The sequence below is a fragment of the Microbacterium sp. SD291 genome, assembly GCF_017355365.1.
GTDB lineage: Bacteria > Actinomycetota > Actinomycetes > Actinomycetales > Microbacteriaceae > Microbacterium.
Genome location: NZ_JADIJR010000009.1, coordinates 12,611 through 32,987 on the forward strand (window position 1 = coordinate 12,611; position 20,377 = coordinate 32,987).

Here is a 20,377-nt window from a genome sequence, read left to right on the forward strand (position 1 = left end):
CGACGCCGGGTCAGAAGAGCGGGTTCTCTCCGCGGGCCTGGGCGACGGCGGTCGTGCGGTCCCGCATGTGCTTCATCAGGAGGACGCTCAGGATGCTGGCGCCGACGACCGCCGCGGCGACGATGAACCAGACGCCGATCTCGGGGTCGACGAGCTCGAGCACGAAGACGGCGGCCACGAGCACCACCAGGACGACCGCCTCGACCGTCGCGAACATGACGAACAGACGCGACAGGCGCCGACGGCAGTCGTCTTCCACCGCCCGCACGCGTGCATCGACCGAGGACTCTCCGGGGTAGCTCATGCGTCCACGGTACCCGGGCGGATGCCACGGCATCCGCCCCACCGTCTCAGACGGCCTCGCCCTGGACCGGGCCTTCCGTGTTCGGCTTCCAGCCCAGCGCCGGTGCGACGTGCGTCGCGAACGCCTCCAGCACGTGCAGGTTGTAGTCGGGACCGAGCTGGTTCGGGATGGTCAGCATGAGCGTGTCAGCGGCCATGACCGCCTCGTCCGCGAGGAGCTGCTCGATCAGGACGTCGGGTTCCGCCGCGTAGGTCTTGCCGAACGTCGAGCGGAAGCCGTCGATGATGCCGACCTGGTCGGCGTTCTCCTCGCTGCGCAGGCCGAAGTAGGCGCGGTCCATGTCGGACACCAGCGGGAACACGCTGCGGCTCACCGAGACGCGCGGGCGGCCGGTGTGACCGGCCTCCTTGTACGCGGCGCGGAAGAGCTCGATCTGCTCGCGCTGCAGCTCGTGGAACGGCTGCCCGGTCGCCTCGGTGACGAGCGTCGAGCTCATCATGTTGAGGCCCTTCCGTCCGGTCTCCTCGGCGGTGGCGCGGGAGCCGGAGCCCCACCAGATGTGGTCGCGGAGCGTCGGCGACTGCGGCTCGATCGCCAGGTACCGGCCGGCACCCACCATCCGCGGGTCGCCGGGAGCGATCCGCTCGCCCTCGATCGCGCTGAGGAAGATGTCGAACTTCTCGCGGGCGAGCACGCCGCCGCGCTCGGTGTCCTCCGTGTCGACGTAGCCGAACGTCTCGTAGCCGCGCAGCGCGGTTTCGGGTGAACCGCGGCTCACGCCGAGCGCGATCCGCCCGTCGGCGATGAGGTCGAGGGCGGCGGCCTCCTCCGCGAACTGCAGGGGGTTCTCGTAGCGCATGTCGATCACGCCGGTGCCGACCTCGATGTTCTTCGTCCGTGCGGCCATCGCGGCGAGCAGCGGCATGGGCGAGGCGGCCTGACGCGCCCAGTGGTGCACGCGCACATAGGCGCCGTTCACGCCGATCTCGTCGGCGCCCTCCGCGATCGCGATGGTCTGGTTCAGCATGTCGCCCGCGGTGCGGGTCGCCGAGCCGGGCACGTCTGCGTAGTGCCCGAAGGAGAGGAATCCGAAAGCCTTCATGATGTATTCGAACGCATGGATGCCGCGAGGTATTCCGCCGGCACTGCGATGGGCACCGTGGGGCCGGGCGCCAGGCCCGACCCCACGGTGCCCGGACTCATCGCATCACTTCACGACGTTGAGCGCGTTGATGTTGCCGGCGCCGTAGAACCCGTTGCGGGCACCGCCGGTGCAGGTCGCCGGGAAACCGGGGCGCGGCTCGTAGACGCCCTCGGGGCAGACGAGCGAGGTCGCCGTGCGCTCGAGGAACGACGCGAGTTCACCCGGGTTCATACCGGGGTGAGCCGACAGCGCGAGCGCCGCGACGCCGGCCGCATGCGGCCCCGCCATCGACGTGCCCTGCTTGTAACCCCAGCCGTTGCCGGTGATCGGGCTCCAGGTCGTCGAGAGCACCGCGTCGGTGATCGTCGACGATGCGCCGCCGGTGCGGAACCGGGTGTCGCCACCGGGAGCCGTCACGTCGACGACACCCTGGCCGTACGAGGAGTAGTAGCTCTTCTGCTCCGTCGGGCCGACGGCCGAGACCGTCACGACGCCGGGCGCCTCAGCGGGCAGGTCGCGGCACGCGCCGGTGATGGTGCGGTCCTCGACCGGATAGCTGCCGTCGTTCGGGCTGCTCGAATCGACGAACTTGTGCTGCAGATCGACGTTGCTGTTGCCGGCCGACGCGATGTTCAGAGTGCCCTGCGCGGACGAGTAGCGGATCGCGCGCTGCACGGCCTCCCACACCGGCCGCTGACGCGGGTCGTTCACGCAGTTGAACTCCCACGGGTCGATGAAGTAGCTGTTGTTCGTCACCGGCATCCCGTGGTCCGCCGCCCAGAGGAATCCGCAGATGGCGGCCTCGGGGTAGATGAACCCGTCGTCGTTGACGACCTTCACGGAGGCGACCTTCACCCCGGGCGCGACGCCCGCGACGCCGACGCCGTTGATCGCCGCGGCGATGGTTCCGGCGACGTGCGTGCCGTGGTCGGAGGTGGTCGGGTTCCACGCCGCCTCGCTGGTGTCGACGACGCCGCCGAGACACGAGGCGCTCTGGTCGTACGCGATCTGCGTCGCGAGGTCGGGATGGGTCGAGGAGATGCCCGAGTCGAGCACGCCCACGACGACGGAGGAGTCACCGGTCGTGATGGCGTGCGCCTGTTCGACGTCGATCTGGGTCATGTCCCACTGCTGACTCCACAGCGGCTCTCCCGTCGGGTCGCCGGTCGCCTCGACGGTGGCCGAGTCGACGGAGACGGTCTCATCGTCGTCGATGAGCGTCGTGCCGAGGCCCTCGGTGGACGCGACCTGGAGGCCGCCGCCGACGCGCGCGGCGAAGTCCGACGCCGTCGATCTCACGACGAGCACGCCGATCTGATCGTAGGCCGCGACCACGGTGCCGCCCGCTGCCGCCACGCGCTCCTGCGCGCGCACGGTGCTGGCGCCGTTCTGGCCGACCACGAGATAACTGTGTTCCGGACCGTCTGCCGCAGCCGGGATGCCGGCCCCGCCCAGAAGTCCGATGGCGAGGGTCGCGGCGCATGCCGTCCCGATCACCTTGCGATTCATTCCCTGTCTCCGTTCGAGTGGGTCTGCGCACGGCCGACGTCGCCGGCCGGACCGGCCGCCTCGCTGGTCACGAGAAAGCGGATGGCATCGTCGCCACCGCCCGGCCGATGATCGAGAGCTTAGGGGGATCCCGCCGATCCGACCAGGCCCTGTTCCGTCGCGGCATCCTCCGCCGGCACGAGCAGCCCGTCGAGCATGAGCTGACGGATGCGCGGCTCCAGATCGGCCCAGAGGTCGGCGAGCGGCACCTCAAGGATGTCGGCGAGCGCCGCGACGATCTGCATGACCGTGAGCTCGCCGTCGCAGGCGCCGACGAATCCGGCGAGCGCAGGGTCCACCGACACCGTCCGACCGAACCCGCCGCCCTGGCGCAGCTCGATCACGTTCGGGTCGTCGTTGCCGGGAAGAAGATGGCGGGCCTCGGTGACATCGGGTGCCGTGACGAGGGTCGCCGGCATCCCCTCTGCGAGGAGGTCGTGCGCGGCGAGGCCATAGCGCAGCGCGCCGCCGACGTTGGAGACGGGCTGCGCGAGGCGCTCGATGCGCCGCAGCGGCTCGCTCACCTCGCCCTTCGGATGCGGAGCGCGGCGCACCAGGACGTAGCCGAAGCCGACAGCCGTGACGCCGCGGGCGGCGAAGTCATCGAGCCACGCGGTCAGCAGCGGAGTGAATGCGGCATCCCGCGGGGTCGTGCCGCCGTCGCGGATCCACAGCTCCGCATAGGCGAGCGGCGTGAGCTGCTCGCGCTGGATCACCCAGAGGTCGAGCCCGGCGGGAACCCAGGAGGCGACACGATCGAGGCCGGCGAACGGGACGGAGCCACCCGGCGCGCGCGACTCCCAGTTCCCGAGCAGCTGCGCCGCCCCGCCCTCGGTCAGGAACGCCGGCACCGTGCGCAGGAACTGCTCAACCAGGGCGTCTCCGACGAGTCCGCCGTCGCGGTACTCGTACTCGGGAACCCCCTCAGCACGCGGCGTGATCACGAACGGCGGATTCGACACGATCAGGTCGAAGGCCTCCCCCGCGACCGGCTCGAACATGCTGCCCCTGCGGAACTCGATGTTCGAGACCCCGTTCAGGCGGGCGTTGAGCTCGGCGTACGCGAGGGCGCGGGCGGAGATGTCGGTCGCGATCACGACGCCCGCATGCCGCGAGACGAGGAGAGCCTGGATGCCGCAGCCCGTGCCCAGGTCGAGCGCCCTGTCCACCTCGATCGGCATGATGATCTCGGCGAGGGTGCGCGAGGCGCCGCCGACGCCGAGGACGTGGTCGGCAGGCAGCGGGCCGTCCAGGGCGACCTCGTCGAGATCGCTCGCGATCCACCATTCGCCGATGCCGTCCGCGTCGACGAATGACTGCGGGCGCAGGAGGGCCATAGGCGTCACGGCATCCGCGTCCGCCGTGGCGAGCCCGAGCGCGACCAGCCCCTCGACGCCGAGGCGGGGCAGCGCCGTCGTCACGGCGACGCGCGGCTGCGGCATGCCGAGCACGAGAAGGCGACCCAGCGTCGCGAGCGCACCGTCGTCTGCGGCGATCGCCCGGAGGATCGGCTCACGCATCCCGCGGCCGAGCGCGTCATCCGCCTCTTCGCCCCACAGCCGCCGGAGCGGCCCGGAGCGGAAGTCTGCCGAGTCGAGATCTGCGGCGAGCGCCGAGCATCGCAGCGGCTCTGGCACGGGAGCGGGGGTGACGGACACGGCCGTCACTCTACGCGTCTTCAGGGTTCTCCTCCGCCCTCGCGCCTAGAATCGCAAGGTCAACACTCACGCGCAGCCGGCGTCGCCGGCGCTCGAGGAAGACTTCTGATGACCGTGACCACCCCCGAGAGCGGTTTCCGTGCGCGCCTGCGGCGCCTCACCCGCGGAACCGTGGTCTTCGCGATCGCTCTGAGCGCCACAGGACTCGGCGCGGGCAGCGCGATGGCGGCCGACGGGGCGGATGCCGACGACGAATCGGTCGACCTCGTCATCTCCGCCGGCACCCGCGGCACGGTCGCCCCCGGCAGTGCGACCTCGGCCTCGGTGACGGTTCGCAATGACACCGAGTCCGCCGTGTCCGACGGCCGCGTGGTCGTGGAGCTCGGCAGCGCGCCGCTCGGCGACGATGCCGCGCTGGGCGACTGGCTCGACACCGGCGAGATCGACGGCGAGTTCGCCTCGCTCGGATCCGACACCACAGAGCCGGTCGCGGCCGGCTCCTCGACGACGACGGTCATCCCGGTCTCGCAGGAGAGCCTGGGCGAGCTCGCACCGGGCGTCTATCCTCTGCGCGCCACCCTGAGCGACGCGACGGCCGACGGCGCGGATGCGCGTTCGTCGCGAGACGTCACGTCCGCGGGCGTGCTCGTGGTGACCGAGACCACCACGACGCAGACGGTCGTGATCGTGCCGATCACCGCGACTCCGGAGGTCGAGGCGCTTCTCACGGCCGACGAGCTCTCCGCCCTCACTGCCACCGACGGTGCGCTCACCGCCCAGCTCGACGGAGTGGCGGGCACCACGGCCGTCGTCGCCGTCGATCCGTCCATCCCCGCGGCCATCAGGGTCCTCGGCACGGACGCGCCCGCGAGCGCCGTCGAGTGGCTGGACCGCCTCGAGAGCCTCCCGAACGAGCGGTTCGCGCTGCAGTTCGGCGATGCGGATGCCGCGACGCAGGCGAGCGCCGGGCTGACGACGCTCCTGCAGCCGACCACCCTCGCGAACTTCCTCGACCCGACCCGGTTCGCCTCGGGCCCCGTCGCCACACCGGAGGCCCCGGCCACGCCGGCACCGACGCCGACCACCGGTCCGCAGCTTCCGGATGACGAGACCCTCCAGGCCATCGAGGGCGAGACGACCGGCATCCTCTGGCCGCGCGGCGAGGTATCGGCGGAGAACATCGCCGCGTTCGCGGGCTTCACCGGCGAGGGGGGCGCGACGATCCTGCCGTCGACCTCGCTGGAGGGCGGCTCCGGCGCGCACGCCATGGTCGGCGGCCACGAGGTGCTGGTGGCACACGCTGCGACATCCGATGCGCTCTCGCGAGTCGCTTCGGAGAACAGCGCCGCCGCGCGGCAGCAGGCGCTGGCCGAGGCGAGCGCCCACCTCTTCCTCGCGTCGCAGTCGTCCCCGTCCGCTCCCCTGCTCGTCGGCCTCGCCCGCGACGATACGCGCACCGCCGCCGCGCTGCGGGATGCGGTCTCCGCCGTCGACTCGTTCGGCTTCGGGCTGGAGGCACTTCGGGCGCTGCCTGCGGCCGAGGCGACGGTCGTCTCCGAGCCGGGCACGACGCGTGCTGCGTCGCTGAAGAGCCTGCTCGCCGACGAGCCGGCACTCGGCGCGTTCTCCACGATCCTCGCCGATCCGCAGGTGCTGCTGAGCCCTGAGCGCATCGAGCTGCTGCGCGCGATCACGGTCGGCTCGTCAGACACGGAGTTCTCGGCCGCGGTGACTGCCGAGAAGGCGGAGACCGGAGAGATCCTCGCCGCCGTCTCCATCCCTGAGTCGAGCACGATCCAGCTGCTCACCGCGAACGCCGACCTCCCCTTCCAGGTGCGCAACGACCTGCCGTGGCCGGTCACGATCGATCTGCACGTATCGCCGAGCGAACCGCGTCTCGACGTCGAACCCGTCACCACCGCGACGGTTCAGGGCAACACCAACAGCCGGATCAAGGTTCCGGTGTCCGCACGCGTCGGCAGCGGTGAGCTCGACCTGCGGCTCGAACTGTTCAGCCCCACCGGAGTGCGCATCGGTCAGACGGAGACCGTGCGCGTCGCGGTGCGGGCCGAATGGGAGACCATCGGCCTCGTCGTGTTCGGCAGCCTGATCGTCATCCTGATCGCCCTCGGCGTCCTTCGCACCGTGTGGCGGAAGCGGCAGGATGCGCAACCGCAGGTGAATGCGGATACCGATGCGGATGCCGGTTCGGAGACCGGTGCCGATGCCGCCGCCGAGGGCGCGAATGGGTAGCCTCGGGCGCGCGAGCGCCGTGCTCGCGGCCGGCACTCTGGTGTCCCGCATCACCGGTCTCCTGCGCAGCATCGTGCTCGTGGGCGTCGTCGGCTCGGTGAGCTCGGAGGCGGCCGACGCGTTCACCTACGCCAACCAGCTGCCGAACAGCGTCTTCCAGCTCATCTCGGTCGGCATCCTCACCGCCGTGATCGTCCCCCAGATCGTCAGGGCGACAGCGGATGCCGACGGCGGCAACGCCTTCATCTCGAAGCTGTTCACGCTCGGCACCGTCGTGCTCGTCGGCACCACGGCGCTCGCGACCGCGGCGGCCCCCTGGCTCGTGCACCTGGTCGCCGGCAGAGCCTCAGGAGATGTCCTGGCGCTCGCGACCGCACTGGCGTACTGGTGCCTGCCCCAGATCCTGCTCTACGGGCTCTACGCGCTCCTGGGTGAGGCGCTGAACGCCCGCCGGATCTTCGGCCCGTTCACCTGGGCGCCCGTCGTCAACAACATCGTCTCCATCGCGGGCTTCCTCGCCCTCGGTGCCGTCTTCGGCCCGGTGTCGACGGATGCCGCCGACTGGACCCCGGCGATGATCAGCACCCTCGGCGCCACCGCGACGTTCGGCATCGCGCTGCAGGCCGTCATCCTGCTGATCTTCTGGCGACGCACCGGGCTGGCGCTCAAGCCCGACTTCCGCTGGCGCGGCGTGGGGCTCGGCGCCGTCGGCAAGCTCGCCGGGTGGACCTTCCTGATGGCGTTCGTGAGCCTCGCGGCCGGCGTCCTGCAGGGCTTCATCGTCAGCGAGGCATCCGGTGCCGGCGCGTCCGTCACCGTCACGGCGAACGCGTGGCTGGTCTTCATGCTCCCCTACTCGGTGATCGTGCTGTCGATCGGGACGCCGTACTTCACGCAGATCAGCGAGCACGCCGCTGCGGGACGCGACGACGAGGTCCGAGCCGACATCGCCCGCAGCATCCGCACCCTGCTGTTCTTCATCGTCGCGGCGATCGCGGCCGTCGCCGCCGCCGCGATTCCCGCCTCCCGCGTCTTCACGCGCTCGGCCGACGACGCGCAGGCCGCCGCCCTGGTGCTGCTCTGCTATCTGCTGGGCCTGCTGCCGCTCACGATCCTGTTCATCGTCCAGCGCACGTTCTACGCGTACGACGACACCCGCACCCCGTTCTGGTTCACGATGTTCCAGTGCGCCGTCATCGTCGCGACGGCGCTGGGGGCGTGGGGCCTGCTCGAGGCCGGGGTCATCCCGATCACCGCTCTCGCCGCGGCCGTGGCGCTCGGCCAGTCGATCGCGAGCATCCTGCAGACGCTCGTCGCGAGCTGGCTGCTGCATCGCAAGATCGGCGGCCTGCAGATCCGCTCCTGGATGCGCTCGATCGGACGCTTCGCGATCGCCGCGATCCCGGCCGGCCTCGCCGGGTGGGGCGCGTTCCTGCTCCTCGGCGGCGCCACGGGATGGACCACCAGCGGGCAGGTTCTCGGGGCCGTGGGTGCGGCGATCATCGCCGCCGTCGTCGTGATCGTCTACCTCGGCATCCTCGCCCTCCTGCGTGCCCCAGAGCTCAAGGTCGCCGGCACCCTGATCCGGCGGTTCCTGCCGGGACGCTGACCGCCGACACGCGGGAATGACCCGCGGTTACCATTGGTTGAAGCAACCGAGCGTCTTCCGACGCCCCGGCACCACCGCCACCGCCCCAAGCACGGAGAGCACATGCGTCAGGTCATCATCATCGGCTCCGGCCCCGCCGGATTCACCGCCGCCATCTACGCGGCGCGCGCGAACCTCAAGCCGCTGCTCATCGCGAGCTCGGTGGAGGTCGGCGGCGAGCTGATGAACACCACCGAGGTGGAGAACTACCCCGGATTCCCCGAGGGCATCCAGGGTCCCGAGCTGATGGCCAAGTTCCAGGAGCAGGCCGAGCGGTTCGGCACCGAGGTGCTCTACGACGACGTGGTCGAGCTCGAGCTCGACGGCCCGGTGAAAACGGTCAAGCTGGGCAGCGGCGCGGTGCACGAGACGCAGACGCTGATCTACGCGACCGGATCCGCCTACCGCAAGCTCGAGATCGAGGGCGAGGAGCGCCTCTCCGGCTACGGAGTCTCCTGGTGCGCCACGTGCGACGGATTCTTCTTCCGCGAGAAGGCCATCGCCGTCGTCGGCGGCGGCGACTCGGCGATGGAGGAGGCCACCTTCCTGACCCGCTTCGCGTCGAAGGTGTACGTCATCCACCGCAAGGACACGCTGCGCGCCTCCAAGATCATGCAGGAGCGCGCGTTCGCGAACGAGAAGATCGAGTTCGTCTGGAACAGAGAGGTCGCCGAGATCCTGGGCGGCGATTCCGTGTCGGGCGTGCGGCTGCGGTCGACCGACGACGGCACGCTCAGCGAGCTGGAGCTCGACGGCCTGTTCATCGCGATCGGCAACGACCCGCGCACGCACCTCGTGCACGACAAGCTGAAGCTGACCGCCGAGGGCACGATCTGGGTCGACGGCCGCACCTCGGTGACCTCGGTGCCCGGTGTCTTCGCCGCCGGCGACGTCATCGACCCGACCTACCGCCAGGCGATCACCGCAGCCGGCTCCGGAACAGTCGCCGCCCTCGACGCCGAGCATTTCCTCGCGGATCTCGAGGATGCCTCGGTGGAGGTCCCCGCCGCGGAGGCGGCCGAGATCATCACCGCCTGACGGCGCCCGGGAACACTTTCCGTCCTCCGGCTGTTGTAGTCGGCGAACCTCGAATCAAGGAGAACTCTGATGACTGCAAAGGCGACGAGCCAGGCGACCTGGGAGCAGGACGTGCTGCAGGCCGAAGGCCCCGTGCTGGTGGACTTCTGGGCCGAGTGGTGCGGACCGTGTCGCATGGTCTCACCGGTGCTGGACGAGATCCAGGCCGACAACCCCGACAAGATCACCATCCTCAAGCTGAACGTGGACGAGAACCCGCAGCTGGCGATGGAGTACCAGATCACCTCCATCCCCGCGATGAAGGTCTTCCAGGGCGGTGAGGTCAAGACGACCATCATCGGCGCCAAGCCGAAGTTCGCCCTCGAGCAGGACCTCGCCGCTTTCATCGGCTGAGACCCCCGCCGCGATTCTCCAGAGCCGTCCCCTCCGTCAGGAGGGGGCGGTTCTTCGTTCGGGAGGCGACTCGTTTCAGGGTGCGCTTCGTTCAGGATGCGACTGACGGATCCCAGCGCCGATGACGCTGCTTCTCGTCGAGAAGACCCCACACTGCGGGGGTGAGCTCCGGGTACTCCAGCGCGATCTGGCGCAGCACCCGGTAGTGGCGCGCCTCGTTCGGGCGCACGCCGTCGTTCGCCATGATGTTGTCGGCGCGGAGCAGGTAGACGACGAGTTCGTCTACGCTCGGCAGCTCCTCCATGAAGTCCCACGGGTCCTCTCCCCCGAGAAGACGCTCCTGGATGAGCACGGCGAGTTCGTCCGCAGCCTCGGCGCGCAGCACCTCGAGGCTGGCACGGCGGGGAACGGACTCGGTCATGAGTCCAGCCTACGCGCGCGGCGCGCGGCGGCGGCGCTCCACCCGCGCATCGTCGCTCATCTCCTCGAGCTCCTTGCCCTTGGTCTCGGCGACCTTGAAGTACACGAAGAAGAACGACAGCAGCGCGAAGAACGCGTAGAAGCCGTACGCGAAGGTCAGGCCGATCTCGGCGAACGCCGGGAACGTCGTCGAGATGAAGAAGTTGGCCGCCCATTGCGCGGCGGCGGCGACGGCGAGCGCACCGGCGCGGATCGAGTTCGGGAACATCTCGCCCAGGAGCACCCAGACAAGCGGACCCCACGTGGCGCCGAAGAACACCACGAAGGCGTTCGCGCAGATGAGCGCGACCGTCGCCCACGGATCCGGAAGCGTGACCGCTCCCTGGGCGTCGAGCTCGCCGAAGGAGAATGCGAGCGACATCAGCCCCAGCGAGACCGCCATGCCGATCGACCCGACCATGAGCATCGGCCGCCGCCCCACCCTGTCGACCAGGAGGATCGCCACGATCGTCACGGCGATGTTCGTCACCGAGGTGATGACCGTGATCACCAGCGCCTGCGCCTCGCCGAACCCGACCGACTGCCACAGCGTGGTCGAGTAGTAGAAGATCACGTTGATGCCGACGAACTGCTGGAAGACGGAGAGCAGGATGCCGACCCACACGACGGGCTTGAGGCCGAAGCGGTGTCCCCGGAGGTCCCGGAGCGACTCGGAGCGCTCGGTGTTGATGGTGCCGGTGATCTCCGCGATCTTGGCCTTCACGTCCACCGTGCCCGTGACGGTGCTGAGGACTTCCGACGCTCGCTCGATCTCCCCCCTGGCGACCAGGTAGCGAGGTGACTCCGGCAGCCGGAGAGACATGACCCCGTAGACGACGGCGGGGATCGCCTCCGCGATGAACATCCATCGCCATGCCGTGAGTCCCCACAGCGGCGCCGCGGCTTCGCCGGCTATGCCCGCGAGCAGCGCGTCAGACAGCAGCGCGACGAAGATGCCGGTCACGATCGCGAGCTGCTGGAGCGAACCCAGGCGTCCGCGGATGTGTGCGGGAGACACCTCCGCGATGTAGGCGGGTGCGATGACGGATGCCGCGCCCACCCCGAGGCCCCCGACGACACGCCAGACGATCAGGTCGATGACGCCGAACGCGAGTCCTGAGCCGACGGCGGAGAGGAAGAACAGCACCGCGGCCGCGACCATGACCGGGATTCGCCCGTACCTGTTCGCGATCGGGCCGGCGAACCAGGCTCCGACCGCACAACCGATCAGGGCCGACGAGACCGCGAAGCCCTTCAATCCCACGCCGAGGTCGAAGCCTGACACGTCGCCGGCCAGCGCGTCGACCGCGCCGTTGATCACCGCCGTATCGAAGCCGAAGAGGAACCCTCCGAGAGCCGCCGCGATGCTGACCGCGACCACCCGTCCCTGGATACCGGCTGGAGTCTGAACCCGTGACATGACATCCCCCTCATCGTCGAGTTGACGTGAGTCTAGGGGAGGCTTCTGCCCCGCAGGGGGTGGATTCAGCTGCGGCCGTAGCCCTCTTCGCCGATCTCCTCGAGAATGCGGTTCAGATCCTGGATCGACGCGAAATCAATTGTGACCTGGCCTTTGCGAGCACCGAGAGAGACCTTCACCCGGGTGTTCAGGCGATCGCCAAGTTTTCCGGCGACCTCGTCGAGGTACGCGCGGCGAGCACCTGGGGTCGGCTTCGGGGAGCGCCCCGGCGCTGCCGGTTCGGCCTTGGCCGCGACCTCGGTGGCACGCACCGAGAGGTCTTCGTTGACGACCTTGTCGGCCAGGCGCTGCATGGCCTCGGGTGTGTCCAGGCTGAGGATCGCGCGTGCGTGACCTGCGGTCAGGACGCCGGCGGCGACCCGCTGCTGGACAGGCACGGGCAGCTTGAGCAGGCGGATCGTGTTGCTGATCTGCGGGCGGGAGCGGCCGATGCGAGTTGCCAGCTCCTCCTGCGTGATCCCGAAGTCCTCGAGCAGCTGCTGGTAGGCGGATGCCTCTTCCAGCGGGTTCAGCTCGGAGCGGTGCAGGTTCTCGAGGAGCGCGTCGCGGAGCAGGTCTTCATCCGCGGTGTCGCGCACGATCGCCGGGATCATATCGAGGCCCGCCTCGCGTGCCGCACGGGTACGACGCTCGCCCATGATGAGCTCGTAGGCGCCGTCGTTGTTCTTGCGGACGACGACCGGCTGCAGCACCCCGAACTCGCGGACGCTGTGCACGAGTTCGGCGAGATCATCCGAGTCGAAGTGGGTACGCGGCTGCCGCGGGTTCGGCACGATGTCGTTCGGGTTCACCTGGACCAGGTGGATGCCGGGGACCGCCTCCAGCGCCGGGCCCTCGACCACGATCGAGGCCTCGGAGATCGGCCGGAGGTTCGCGCCGGGGAAGAAGACGTCCACCGGGCGTTCCGCCTGGTCAGCGGTGGGGATGAGGGCGCCGATCCCCCGGCCCAGTCCAGTGCGCTTCGCCATCATTTCTCCTTGCTCTGCGTCGCCGTTCGCGACGCGATCTCGACGGCGGCCTCACGATAGGCGACTGCGCCGGCGGACTGCCCATCGTAGGCGATCACGGTCTGTCCGAAACTCGGTGCCTCCGACACCCGCACGGAGCGCGGGATGACGGTGTTCAGGACCTGGTTCGGGAAGTGGTTGCGCACCTCGTCGGCGACCTGCTGTGCGAGGCGCGTGCGTCCGTCGAACATCGTCAGCAGGATCGTGGAGAGGTGGAGTGCGGGGTTGAGGTGCTTCTGGATCATCTGGATGCTGCCGAGCAGCTGGCTGAGACCCTCGAGTGCGTAGTACTCGCACTGAATCGGGATGAACACCTCGGATGCCGCGGTGAAGGCGTTGATCGTCAGCAGCCCCAGCGACGGAGGGCAGTCGATGATGACGAAATCCATCCGGTTGTGCTCGAGGTAGTCCAGCAGCGCGCGCCGCAGGCGGTGCTCTCTGGCGACCTGCGCGACGAGCTCGATCTCGGCGCCGGCGAGATGGATCGTGCTGGGGGCGCAGAAGAGGTTCTCGTCCTCCGGGCTCTGCTGCACGATGTCAGCGAGCGGAAAGTCCTCGATCAGCACGTCGTAGACGCTCGGGACATCGGAACTGTGCGGCACTCCCAGGGCAGTGGAGGCGTTGCCCTGCGGATCGAGGTCGATCACGAGGACCTTGGCGCCGAGGCCGGCGAGGGCGGATGCGATGTTGACCGCTGTCGTGGTCTTACCCACCCCGCCCTTCTGGTTCGAGACCGTCAGGATCCGGGTGTCGCCACCGAACTCGACCTCTACGGCTTCCAGCACCTTGCGGCGAGCTGAAAGGTCTGCGAGTTCCCGTGCGAGGGGTGTATCCATCCCGAAGCTGCTCGGTGATGCCTTTTCGGATTGTTTCACGTGAAACATCCACTCCTTTCGGGGCCGTGTTCCACTCTAATCGCAATGAGGGACGTTACTTGGCGAGGGGTGCTGGTTTCGCTGTGCGCTTCACGGCGGGCTCCGGGATGCTCCTCCTCACTCGCAGAGCGGGGACCCTCCCGCTTCGCGGGCCCCTCCCGGTGCTCGTTCGGAGGACATCCCCGCGCCCTGACACCTCGCGGTTCAAACCCCAGGTTCCCCCACCGGTCGTTGAGCGAGCGCAGCGAGACGAAACGTGCACTCAGCAGCGTCCTCGCGCAGTCCAACACCTTGCGAGACCTCCGCACCGCCCGCCTCCACTTCGACGGCCTACAGCTGTCACCACTTGTGGTTGAGTGCGTCCACTCCATCCATCGATGTTTCACGTGAAACATCGACCTAGTACACCGGAACCCGAGCGATCACCAGACTCGAGGCCTCCCTACTAGGAGCACCAACGACCGGGTAGCCCACCGGTCCCGTTTCCGCCGTGCCCACTTGGTCACCGATTGAGCGGAACGAGACGAAACGCTTCAGAAAGCACGAATCACCGCCGGATACCTCCACCCCCGGATCCACGACACCGCTGACCCTTTAGCTCCCCTGCGGGTCCTTGAGCAAGCGCAGCGAGAACTGACGAATCCGAGCGGATGGATCTCGCGTCGATGTTTCACGTGAAACATCGATCTTGAGCCGCTGAACCCGATGCGCAGGCATCATCTGCTCGACGACTCAATGAGTCGGTCAGAGAGTACGAAACCCTCGCGTGGGCCTCGATCGCGTCAGTCGACCACCGAGCCCGCAGAGAGCAGGGATGTTTCACGTGAAACATCCCTGTCGAGAACTGCCCGGGGAAGTATCCGACATCGAGGGGTTCATGCCCACGGTGTGCGGCATCAATCTCCCAATCCGCGAGTGACTTCACTCAGCAGCAGAAAGCCCCCCTCCGCCACGCTGGAAGTCGAGGTCACGCCCCATCTGGTTGCTCAATCCCAATCAGACAGACCCGTTCGATCGCCGTATCCTGCGAATCGCCGACGTCGCTCCAAACGCATTCTCCCCATTGCCGCGCGGCCGCGCCCATGACGCCGCATGGACCGCACCGCGTCTACTCAGCACTCTTCTCGATGTTTCACGTGAAACATCCCCAACCCCCACTCATCACGCCTTTTACATGCACGACGCCGAGCAGCGCGACGCGAGGTGGGCGGATCGCACGAGAAAGCAGAGCTGGCATCGAGGTAGACAGTCAAGTGATCAGCATCGATGTTTCACGTGAAACATGACGACTGGATACCACTGCCTCACCTCTCTTCCTTCAGCGACCATCCTCCGTCCGCTGCAGTCGTCGAGCGCAGCGAGACGCTGACCTATCCCACATGAAGAAGGTCGACAGTCGGGACGCATCAACGTCATGGTCCGCGCACGCCAGGGCGCAGGGATGTCCTCCGAATGAGCATCGGGGGGGCCCGCGAAGCGGGAGGGTCCCCGCTCTGCGAATGAGGAGGAGCATCCCGGAGCCCGCCGCGAAACTACAGCACCCCAAGGGCTCACCGATGTTTCACGTGAAACATCGGCGCGCCAGAACTACCGAACCGTAGCCCGAACCACTCGCGTCGTCTCCGGCAGAACACCCTCGCCGAGCACCTCGACGCGCACATCAGACAGCCGGAACTTCTTGATCTGCTTCTGTGCCGCTTCGATCTCGTTCTCCGCGTTCATACCCTTGAGCAGGGTGAGCTCTCCCCCGTCGCGCACGAGCGGAGCAGTGAGTGGGATGAGCGTGCGCAGCGCGCTGACGGCACGGGCGGTGACGACGTCGAAGCCGTCAGGCCTGCGGACTTCCTCGGCACGTGCGCGCAGCACCTCGACGTTCGTGAGGCCGAGAGCGTCCACCTGCTCGTTGAGCCAGTTGACGCGACGCTCCATCGGCTCGACCAGTGTCCACTGCACGTCAGGGCGCGCGATCGCAAGCACGATTCCGGGGAGTCCAGCGCCGGAGCCGATGTCAGCGACCGCTCCGTGGAAGAGCGGCGCGGCGATGACGCTGTTCAGGATGTGACGTGTCCACAGGCGAGGCAGTTCGAGCGGACCGATCAGTCCGCGCTCCTCACCCTCGCGCGCCAGCGCCTCTGTGAAGGCGCGTGCTGCATCGATACGCTCGCCGAAGAGCTCTGCGGCGACAGACGGCTCGCTCTCGACCTGGCTCAGATCTGCGTTCTCAGTCATGTTTCACGTGAAACATCAGCGACGGCGGAGAACCGTGTGACGGTCCGCGCCTTCACCGTACGACTCCGAGACCAGACCCTGGTCTGCCGCGATGTCGTGCACGAGCTTGCGCTCATAGCTGGACATGGCGGGCAGCGACGCCTGCGAGGCGCCCTCGTCGAGCTTCGCCGCAGCGGCGTTGACCAGGGTCTCCAGCTGTCGTCGACGCGTGTCGCGGGATCCGCCGATGTCGAGGATGAGCCTCGAGAAGGAGCCCGTCGAGTTCTGAACAGCCAGGCGCGTGAGCTCCTGGAGAGCCTGCACTGTGTCGGGGGCGGAGAGCAGAGCGAGCCCGTCTCCTTCAGCCTCGATCGAGACGTATGCCCTGCCCTGGCGGACATCGAGGTTCAGGTCCCCGTCGATGTCGGCGATGTCCAGCAGCTCCTCGAGGTAGTCCGCGGCGACGTCGCCCTCGTTCTCCAGCTGAGCCACGGTCGGCTCGACGACCTCGGTCACGTTCTCGCTCATGATGCGCTGCCCTTCTTCTTCGCGCGCTTCTTGCCCACAGGCTGCTGACGCTTCGGTGCCTCTGCCTTGGCGCGCTCCGCGGCTTCCAGCATCCGCCGCTGCTCTGCCTCGTACACCGACATCGGCACGACCTTGCCGGACGAGTCGATCGCCTTGCCCTTGCGTGCCAGTCGCTCCTCGCGAGCCTTGGCCGCCTCGGAACCGGGCGTCGGCATCTCACGGATGACGAGGAACTGCTGGCCCATGGTCCACAGGTTCGAGACGAACCAGTAGACGACGACGCCGAGCGGGAAGAACACACCCGAGAAGATGAAGCCCAGCGGCAGCACGTAAAGCATGATCTTCTGCATCTGGTACGCCTGGCCGGTCTTGGCCTCTGGCGACAGGTTCTTCGAGATGATCTGCAGCTGCGTGAAGAACTGCGACACGATCATCAGCACGACGAGGACGACGAGGATGACGATCGCGACCGTGTTGCCGGTGTCCACCGCGTTGCCGAGCGTCTCGTGCAGCGAGGCCACGCCGAACAGCTTGGCGTCGTAGAACTCCTGGGTCAGATCATTGTTGAGCAGCCCCACGCCGGAGAACGCCGGATCCAGCTTGATCTTCTGCACGTCGTTGAGCACGCTGAACAGCGCGAAGAAGATGGGCATCTGCACCAAGAGCGGAAGGCAGCTCGACATCGGCGTCGTGCCGTGCTTCTTGTACAGCGCCATCGTCTCGCGGCTCATCGCCTCACGAGACAGCTGATCCTTCTTGCCGCGGTACTTCTCCTGTACTTTTCGCAGTTCAGGAGCGATTTCCATCATCTTGCGCTGGCTCTTGATCTGCTTCACGAAAAGCGGGATCAGCGCGGCGCGCACGACGATGACGAGCCCGACGATCGACAGCACCCAGGTGATTCCGGACGCTGCGGAGAGACCCATCGTGGTGAACAGCCAGTGCCATGCGACGAGGATGAGCTCGACCATCCACTTCAGCGGCCAGAGGATGGTGCCGATCAGGTCGAACCCCCCGGCGGCAGGAGCCGGCGAGGGTGTGGAACTGGCGAACAGAAGGTCAAGACCCACCGATCAGTCCTTTCGGGCAGGGACGACGAAACCGTGTTCGGTCAGGTCGTAGCGGAAGTGTTCGTGCGGGCGGACGTCATCGACGCCGCCGCGAGTCCAGGGGTTGCAACGGAGGATGCGCCACGCGGAGAGCACTGCTCCCCTGAGGGCGCCGTGCTGTTGCACCGCACCTACAGCGTAAGCGGAACACGATGGGTAGTACGCGCAGACATCTCCGTACATCGGGGAGATCACCTTGCGGTAGCCGGCCAGGAATCCGAGGACCAGATTGCGAGGCAGCAGCGGGATGCTGCGGAGGAGATCACCCGACTGCAGATGGGCTGTCCCGAGCGACGACGCCGGCAGGGCGCTCATTCCGAGACCCGTGCGAGCCGGCCGAGGCAGCGGTGCACATCCGCGCTGAGGTCGGCGTAGCTGGCGGTCGCGGATGCAGGAAGGGCACGGATGACGACATCCGTGCCCTCGGGAACGCGCGCGAGCGCTTCCGCGCACACGGCTTTGAGCCGCCGGCGGACGGTGTTGCGCACCACGGCGGTCCCCACTTGCTTGCTGATGATGAAGCCGAACCTCGCGGCCCTGCTCTCGCCCGTCGACAGCATCGACGTGACGACGCGCGCCCCGCCACAACGGGATCCGCGTCGAACGACCAGTCGATAGTCGCTCCCGCGGGTCAGCCGAAACGGGCGGGCGAGCACAGCGGCTTACGCGGAGAGCTCGGTGCGGCCCTTCGCGCGACGTGCCGCGAGGATGCCGCGGCCGGCGCGGGTGCGCATGCGGGCGCGGAAGCCGTGCTTCTTGGCGCGACGACGGTTGTTGGGCTGGAAGGTGCGCTTGCTCATGGAATCACTCCGGGAATGCTGCCACCGGAATCATTTCGACCGGAGACATAGGGATCTGCCGTTCAGGCATAAGTCAACCGATTAAGGGTACGTCTTACCGGCACGCAGAGCAAATCTGCGCGCTTCCCGGTCAGCACTCCCGTTCCTACCGCACAGCCATTATCCACAACCCGCTGTTCTGTCTCAGGAGCAACACGCGCGCGGATTCTCAAGGGCAGGTTGCCGTTCACAGCCGGGGTGACTACCGTGGCATCCGAAGTTATCCACAGGGGGGAAGCGTCTCAGACGTCCCTCCGCCGATCCCGCCCGGAGCGTCATGTCATCACCTGCCCAGCCCGACGTTCCGATCTGGACCACGGTGCAGGACCTCCTCGAGGCGGACGACCGGGTCACGCCGCAGCTCCAGGGTTTCCTGAGCCTTGCGGTCCCCGCGGGTGTGATGGCAGCGACGCTCTACCTCGAGGTGCCCAACGATCTCACCGCCGCGCAGATCAACAAGCGCCTGCGGCTGCCGATCATGGAGGCGCTCTCCCACATCGGCGACGAGGTCACCTCGTACCGCGTCGTGGTGAACCACGAGCTTGCGGAGCAGCCGAACGCTCCCATCGCCGTCCCCGACTACGGGCGGCAGGAGACGACGATGCGGTCGGAGTCTCCGATGGAGCAGCCGACCCCGATCCGCCATGAGTCGCGCCTCAACCCGAAGTACACCTTCGACAACTTCGTCATCGGCCAGTCGAACAGGTTCGCGCACGCAGCGGCCGTCGCGGTGGCCGAGGCGCCGGCCAAGGCGTACAACCCGCTCTTCATCTACGGCGACTCGGGTCTGGGCAAGACGCACCTGCTCCATGCGATCGGCGACTACGCCCAGTCCCTGTATGCAGGCGTCAAGGTGAGGTACGTCTCCAGCGAGGAGTTCACGAACGACTTCATCAACTCGATCGCGAACAATCGCGGCGCGGCCTTCCAGGCCCGCTACCGCGAGGTCGACATCCTCCTCATCGACGACATCCAGTTCCTGCAGGGCCGGGCGGAGACGCAGGAGGCGTTCTTCCACACCTTCAACACGCTGCACGACCACAACAAGCAGGTCGTGATCACCAGCGATGTCGCGCCGAAGCTCCTCACCGGATTCGAGGACAGGATGCGCAGCCGCTTCGAGTGGGGTCTGATCACGGATGTGCAGGCGCCCGACCTCGAGACGAGGATCGCGATCCTCCGCAAGAAGGCGCAGAGCGAGTCGCTGCACATCCCGGACGAGGTGCTCGAATACATCGCCACGGTCGTCTCGTCGAACATCCGCGAGCTGGAGGGCGCCCTGATCCGGGTATCGGCCTTCGCCAGCCTGAACCGCTCGGCTCTGGACATCTCCCTCGCGCAGACAGTTCTGCGGGACATCATCGACACGGCCGAGGACAACATCATCTCGCCGACCGACATCATCACCGCCACCGCGCAGTACTTCAAGCTGACCGTCGACGACCTGTACGGCTCGAGCCGGTCGCAGCAGATCGCGACCGCGCGCCAGATCGCGATGTACCTGTGCCGTGAGCGGACCAGCCTCTCGCTGCCGAAGATCGGCCAGCTGTTCGGCAACCGCGACCACACGACCGTCATGTACGCGTACAAGAAGATCAGCGAGCTCATGAAGGAGCGCCGGTCGATCTACAACCAGGTGACCGAGATCACCACGCAGCTCGGTCGTCGCTGACGCGACGCACCTCCAGGAAGGGGGGCACGGCATCCGAAAAAGGACGCCGTGTCCCCCTTTCGGTCGACTTGACGGGCATCCGCGGCATCCGATAAATGCGTCTATGCACATGTGGATAACCTGTGGATGAATCCGGATGAGATCGGGACGAATGTGGGCCGATCGCTCCAACCTGTGGATAACTGCGACACCTCGATCAGGGCGGCGGATGCTC

Annotated in this window: 19 protein-coding genes; 5 read left to right on the top strand and 14 right to left on the bottom strand. The window is 67.7% G+C overall.

All coding sequences use genetic code 11. The annotated features are described in order from the left end of the window. Positions 1–10: 10 nt before the first annotated feature. The 4 genes from IPV10_RS06905 to IPV10_RS06920 all read right to left on the bottom strand — a co-directional run bounded on the left by IPV10_RS06905 (position 11) and on the right by IPV10_RS06920 (position 4,663). Positions 11–304, bottom strand: a complete 294-nt coding sequence (locus tag IPV10_RS06905) for a hypothetical protein (RefSeq protein WP_207481964.1) — start codon at positions 302–304, stop codon at positions 11–13. A gap of 46 nt (positions 305–350) precedes the next feature. Next, positions 351–1,406 carry an LLM class flavin-dependent oxidoreductase gene (locus tag IPV10_RS06910; protein WP_207481965.1) on the bottom strand — a complete coding sequence of 352 codons (1,056 nt, stop codon included), beginning with the start codon at positions 1,404–1,406 and terminating at the stop codon, positions 351–353. Between the two features lie 105 nt (positions 1,407–1,511). Continuing rightward, positions 1,512–2,957 carry a S8 family serine peptidase gene (locus IPV10_RS06915; protein WP_207481967.1) on the bottom strand — a complete coding sequence of 482 codons (1,446 nt, stop codon included), beginning with the start codon at positions 2,955–2,957 and terminating at the stop codon, positions 1,512–1,514. A gap of 119 nt (positions 2,958–3,076) precedes the next feature. Further along, a complete protein-coding gene (locus IPV10_RS06920; RefSeq protein ID WP_207481969.1) occupies positions 3,077–4,663 on the bottom strand; it encodes a methyltransferase in 1,587 nt (528 codons plus the stop codon). A gap of 99 nt (positions 4,664–4,762) precedes the next feature. Here IPV10_RS06920 and IPV10_RS06925 point away from each other — a divergent pair, with 99 nt between their 5' ends. From IPV10_RS06925 to trxA, 4 genes are all read left to right on the top strand, one after another. Further along, a complete protein-coding gene (locus tag IPV10_RS06925; RefSeq protein ID WP_207481971.1) occupies positions 4,763–6,907 on the top strand; it encodes a DUF6049 family protein in 2,145 nt (714 codons plus the stop codon). Next, complete coding sequence (gene murJ / locus IPV10_RS06930; RefSeq protein WP_207481973.1) at positions 6,900–8,516, top strand: murein biosynthesis integral membrane protein MurJ; 1,617 nt, start codon at positions 6,900–6,902, stop codon at positions 8,514–8,516. The genes IPV10_RS06925 and murJ overlap by 8 nt, the downstream gene beginning before the upstream one ends. Positions 8,517–8,618: 102 nt before the next feature. Next, positions 8,619–9,593 carry a thioredoxin-disulfide reductase gene (gene trxB / locus IPV10_RS06935; protein WP_207481975.1) on the top strand — a complete coding sequence of 325 codons (975 nt, stop codon included), beginning with the start codon at positions 8,619–8,621 and terminating at the stop codon, positions 9,591–9,593. A 69-nt stretch (positions 9,594–9,662) separates the two neighbouring features. After that, on the top strand, positions 9,663–9,986 hold the full coding sequence (trxA, locus tag IPV10_RS06940) for a thioredoxin (protein WP_207481977.1): 324 nt from the start codon (positions 9,663–9,665) through the stop codon (positions 9,984–9,986). Between the two features lie 91 nt (positions 9,987–10,077). On the opposite strand, the gene IPV10_RS06945 is transcribed toward trxA, so the two are convergent. The 10 genes from IPV10_RS06945 to rpmH all read right to left on the bottom strand — a co-directional run bounded on the left by IPV10_RS06945 (position 10,078) and on the right by rpmH (position 18,452). Further along, complete coding sequence (locus IPV10_RS06945; protein ID WP_207481979.1) at positions 10,078–10,407, bottom strand: tryptophan synthase subunit alpha; 330 nt, start codon at positions 10,405–10,407, stop codon at positions 10,078–10,080. 9 nt (positions 10,408–10,416) lie between these two features. Continuing rightward, the gene (locus IPV10_RS06950) at positions 10,417–11,865 is read right to left on the bottom strand and encodes a sugar porter family MFS transporter (protein WP_207481981.1); all 1,449 of its coding nucleotides are present in this window, start codon (positions 11,863–11,865) and stop codon (positions 10,417–10,419) included. A 65-nt stretch (positions 11,866–11,930) separates the two neighbouring features. Next, on the bottom strand, positions 11,931–12,893 hold the full coding sequence (locus IPV10_RS06955) for a ParB/RepB/Spo0J family partition protein (RefSeq protein ID WP_207481983.1): 963 nt from the start codon (positions 12,891–12,893) through the stop codon (positions 11,931–11,933). Then, positions 12,893–13,816: a ParA family protein gene (locus IPV10_RS06960; RefSeq protein WP_207481985.1), complete on the bottom strand. Its 924-nt coding sequence runs from the start codon at positions 13,814–13,816 to the stop codon at positions 12,893–12,895. Before IPV10_RS06960 ends, IPV10_RS06955 begins: the two co-directional genes overlap by 1 nt. 1,578 nt (positions 13,817–15,394) lie before the next feature. Then, complete coding sequence (gene rsmG / locus IPV10_RS06965; RefSeq protein ID WP_207481987.1) at positions 15,395–16,036, bottom strand: 16S rRNA (guanine(527)-N(7))-methyltransferase RsmG; 642 nt, start codon at positions 16,034–16,036, stop codon at positions 15,395–15,397. A gap of 15 nt (positions 16,037–16,051) precedes the next feature. Then, the gene (locus IPV10_RS06970; protein ID WP_207481989.1) at positions 16,052–16,543 is read right to left on the bottom strand and encodes a R3H domain-containing nucleic acid-binding protein; all 492 of its coding nucleotides are present in this window, start codon (positions 16,541–16,543) and stop codon (positions 16,052–16,054) included. Next, positions 16,540–17,613 (bottom strand): membrane protein insertase YidC, encoded by a 1,074-nt coding sequence (gene yidC / locus IPV10_RS06975; protein WP_207481991.1) that lies wholly within the window; start codon positions 17,611–17,613, stop codon positions 16,540–16,542. The genes IPV10_RS06970 and yidC overlap by 4 nt, the downstream gene beginning before the upstream one ends. Before the next feature lie 3 nt (positions 17,614–17,616). Then, the gene (gene yidD / locus IPV10_RS06980; RefSeq protein ID WP_207481993.1) at positions 17,617–17,967 is read right to left on the bottom strand and encodes a membrane protein insertion efficiency factor YidD; all 351 of its coding nucleotides are present in this window, start codon (positions 17,965–17,967) and stop codon (positions 17,617–17,619) included. Continuing rightward, positions 17,964–18,308: a ribonuclease P protein component gene (rnpA, locus tag IPV10_RS06985; protein ID WP_207481995.1), complete on the bottom strand. Its 345-nt coding sequence runs from the start codon at positions 18,306–18,308 to the stop codon at positions 17,964–17,966. The genes yidD and rnpA overlap by 4 nt, the downstream gene beginning before the upstream one ends. Before the next feature lie 6 nt (positions 18,309–18,314). Continuing rightward, positions 18,315–18,452 (bottom strand): 50S ribosomal protein L34, encoded by a 138-nt coding sequence (gene rpmH / locus IPV10_RS06990; RefSeq protein ID WP_013584598.1) that lies wholly within the window; start codon positions 18,450–18,452, stop codon positions 18,315–18,317. 439 nt (positions 18,453–18,891) lie between these two features. Between rpmH and dnaA the strand changes: the two genes are divergently transcribed. After that, on the top strand, positions 18,892–20,163 hold the full coding sequence (dnaA, locus tag IPV10_RS06995) for a chromosomal replication initiator protein DnaA (RefSeq protein WP_374192224.1): 1,272 nt from the start codon (positions 18,892–18,894) through the stop codon (positions 20,161–20,163). Positions 20,164–20,377 lie beyond the last annotated feature (214 nt).

Coding starts and splice junctions, on each gene's coding strand:
- IPV10_RS06905 (WP_207481964.1), bottom strand. CDS start 304: ATGAGCTACCCCGGAGAGTCCTCGGTCGATGCACGCGTGCGGGCGGTG.
- IPV10_RS06910 (WP_207481965.1), bottom strand. CDS start 1,406: ATGAAGGCTTTCGGATTCCTCTCCTTCGGGCACTACGCAGACGTGCCC.
- IPV10_RS06915 (WP_207481967.1), bottom strand. CDS start 2,957: ATGAATCGCAAGGTGATCGGGACGGCATGCGCCGCGACCCTCGCCATC.
- IPV10_RS06925 (WP_207481971.1), top strand. CDS start 4,763: ATGACCGTGACCACCCCCGAGAGCGGTTTCCGTGCGCGCCTGCGGCGC.
- murJ (WP_207481973.1), top strand. CDS start 6,900: ATGGGTAGCCTCGGGCGCGCGAGCGCCGTGCTCGCGGCCGGCACTCTG.
- trxB (WP_207481975.1), top strand. CDS start 8,619: ATGCGTCAGGTCATCATCATCGGCTCCGGCCCCGCCGGATTCACCGCC.
- trxA (WP_207481977.1), top strand. CDS start 9,663: ATGACTGCAAAGGCGACGAGCCAGGCGACCTGGGAGCAGGACGTGCTG.
- IPV10_RS06945 (WP_207481979.1), bottom strand. CDS start 10,407: ATGACCGAGTCCGTTCCCCGCCGTGCCAGCCTCGAGGTGCTGCGCGCC.
- IPV10_RS06950 (WP_207481981.1), bottom strand. CDS start 11,865: ATGTCACGGGTTCAGACTCCAGCCGGTATCCAGGGACGGGTGGTCGCG.
- IPV10_RS06955 (WP_207481983.1), bottom strand. CDS start 12,893: ATGGCGAAGCGCACTGGACTGGGCCGGGGGATCGGCGCCCTCATCCCC.
- IPV10_RS06960 (WP_207481985.1), bottom strand. CDS start 13,816: ATGTTTCACGTGAAACAATCCGAAAAGGCATCACCGAGCAGCTTCGGG.
- rsmG (WP_207481987.1), bottom strand. CDS start 16,036: ATGACTGAGAACGCAGATCTGAGCCAGGTCGAGAGCGAGCCGTCTGTC.
- IPV10_RS06970 (WP_207481989.1), bottom strand. CDS start 16,543: ATGAGCGAGAACGTGACCGAGGTCGTCGAGCCGACCGTGGCTCAGCTG.
- yidD (WP_207481993.1), bottom strand. CDS start 17,967: ATGAGCGCCCTGCCGGCGTCGTCGCTCGGGACAGCCCATCTGCAGTCG.
- rpmH (WP_013584598.1), bottom strand. CDS start 18,452: ATGAGCAAGCGCACCTTCCAGCCCAACAACCGTCGTCGCGCCAAGAAG.
- dnaA (WP_374192224.1), top strand. CDS start 18,892: ATGGCAGCGACGCTCTACCTCGAGGTGCCCAACGATCTCACCGCCGCG.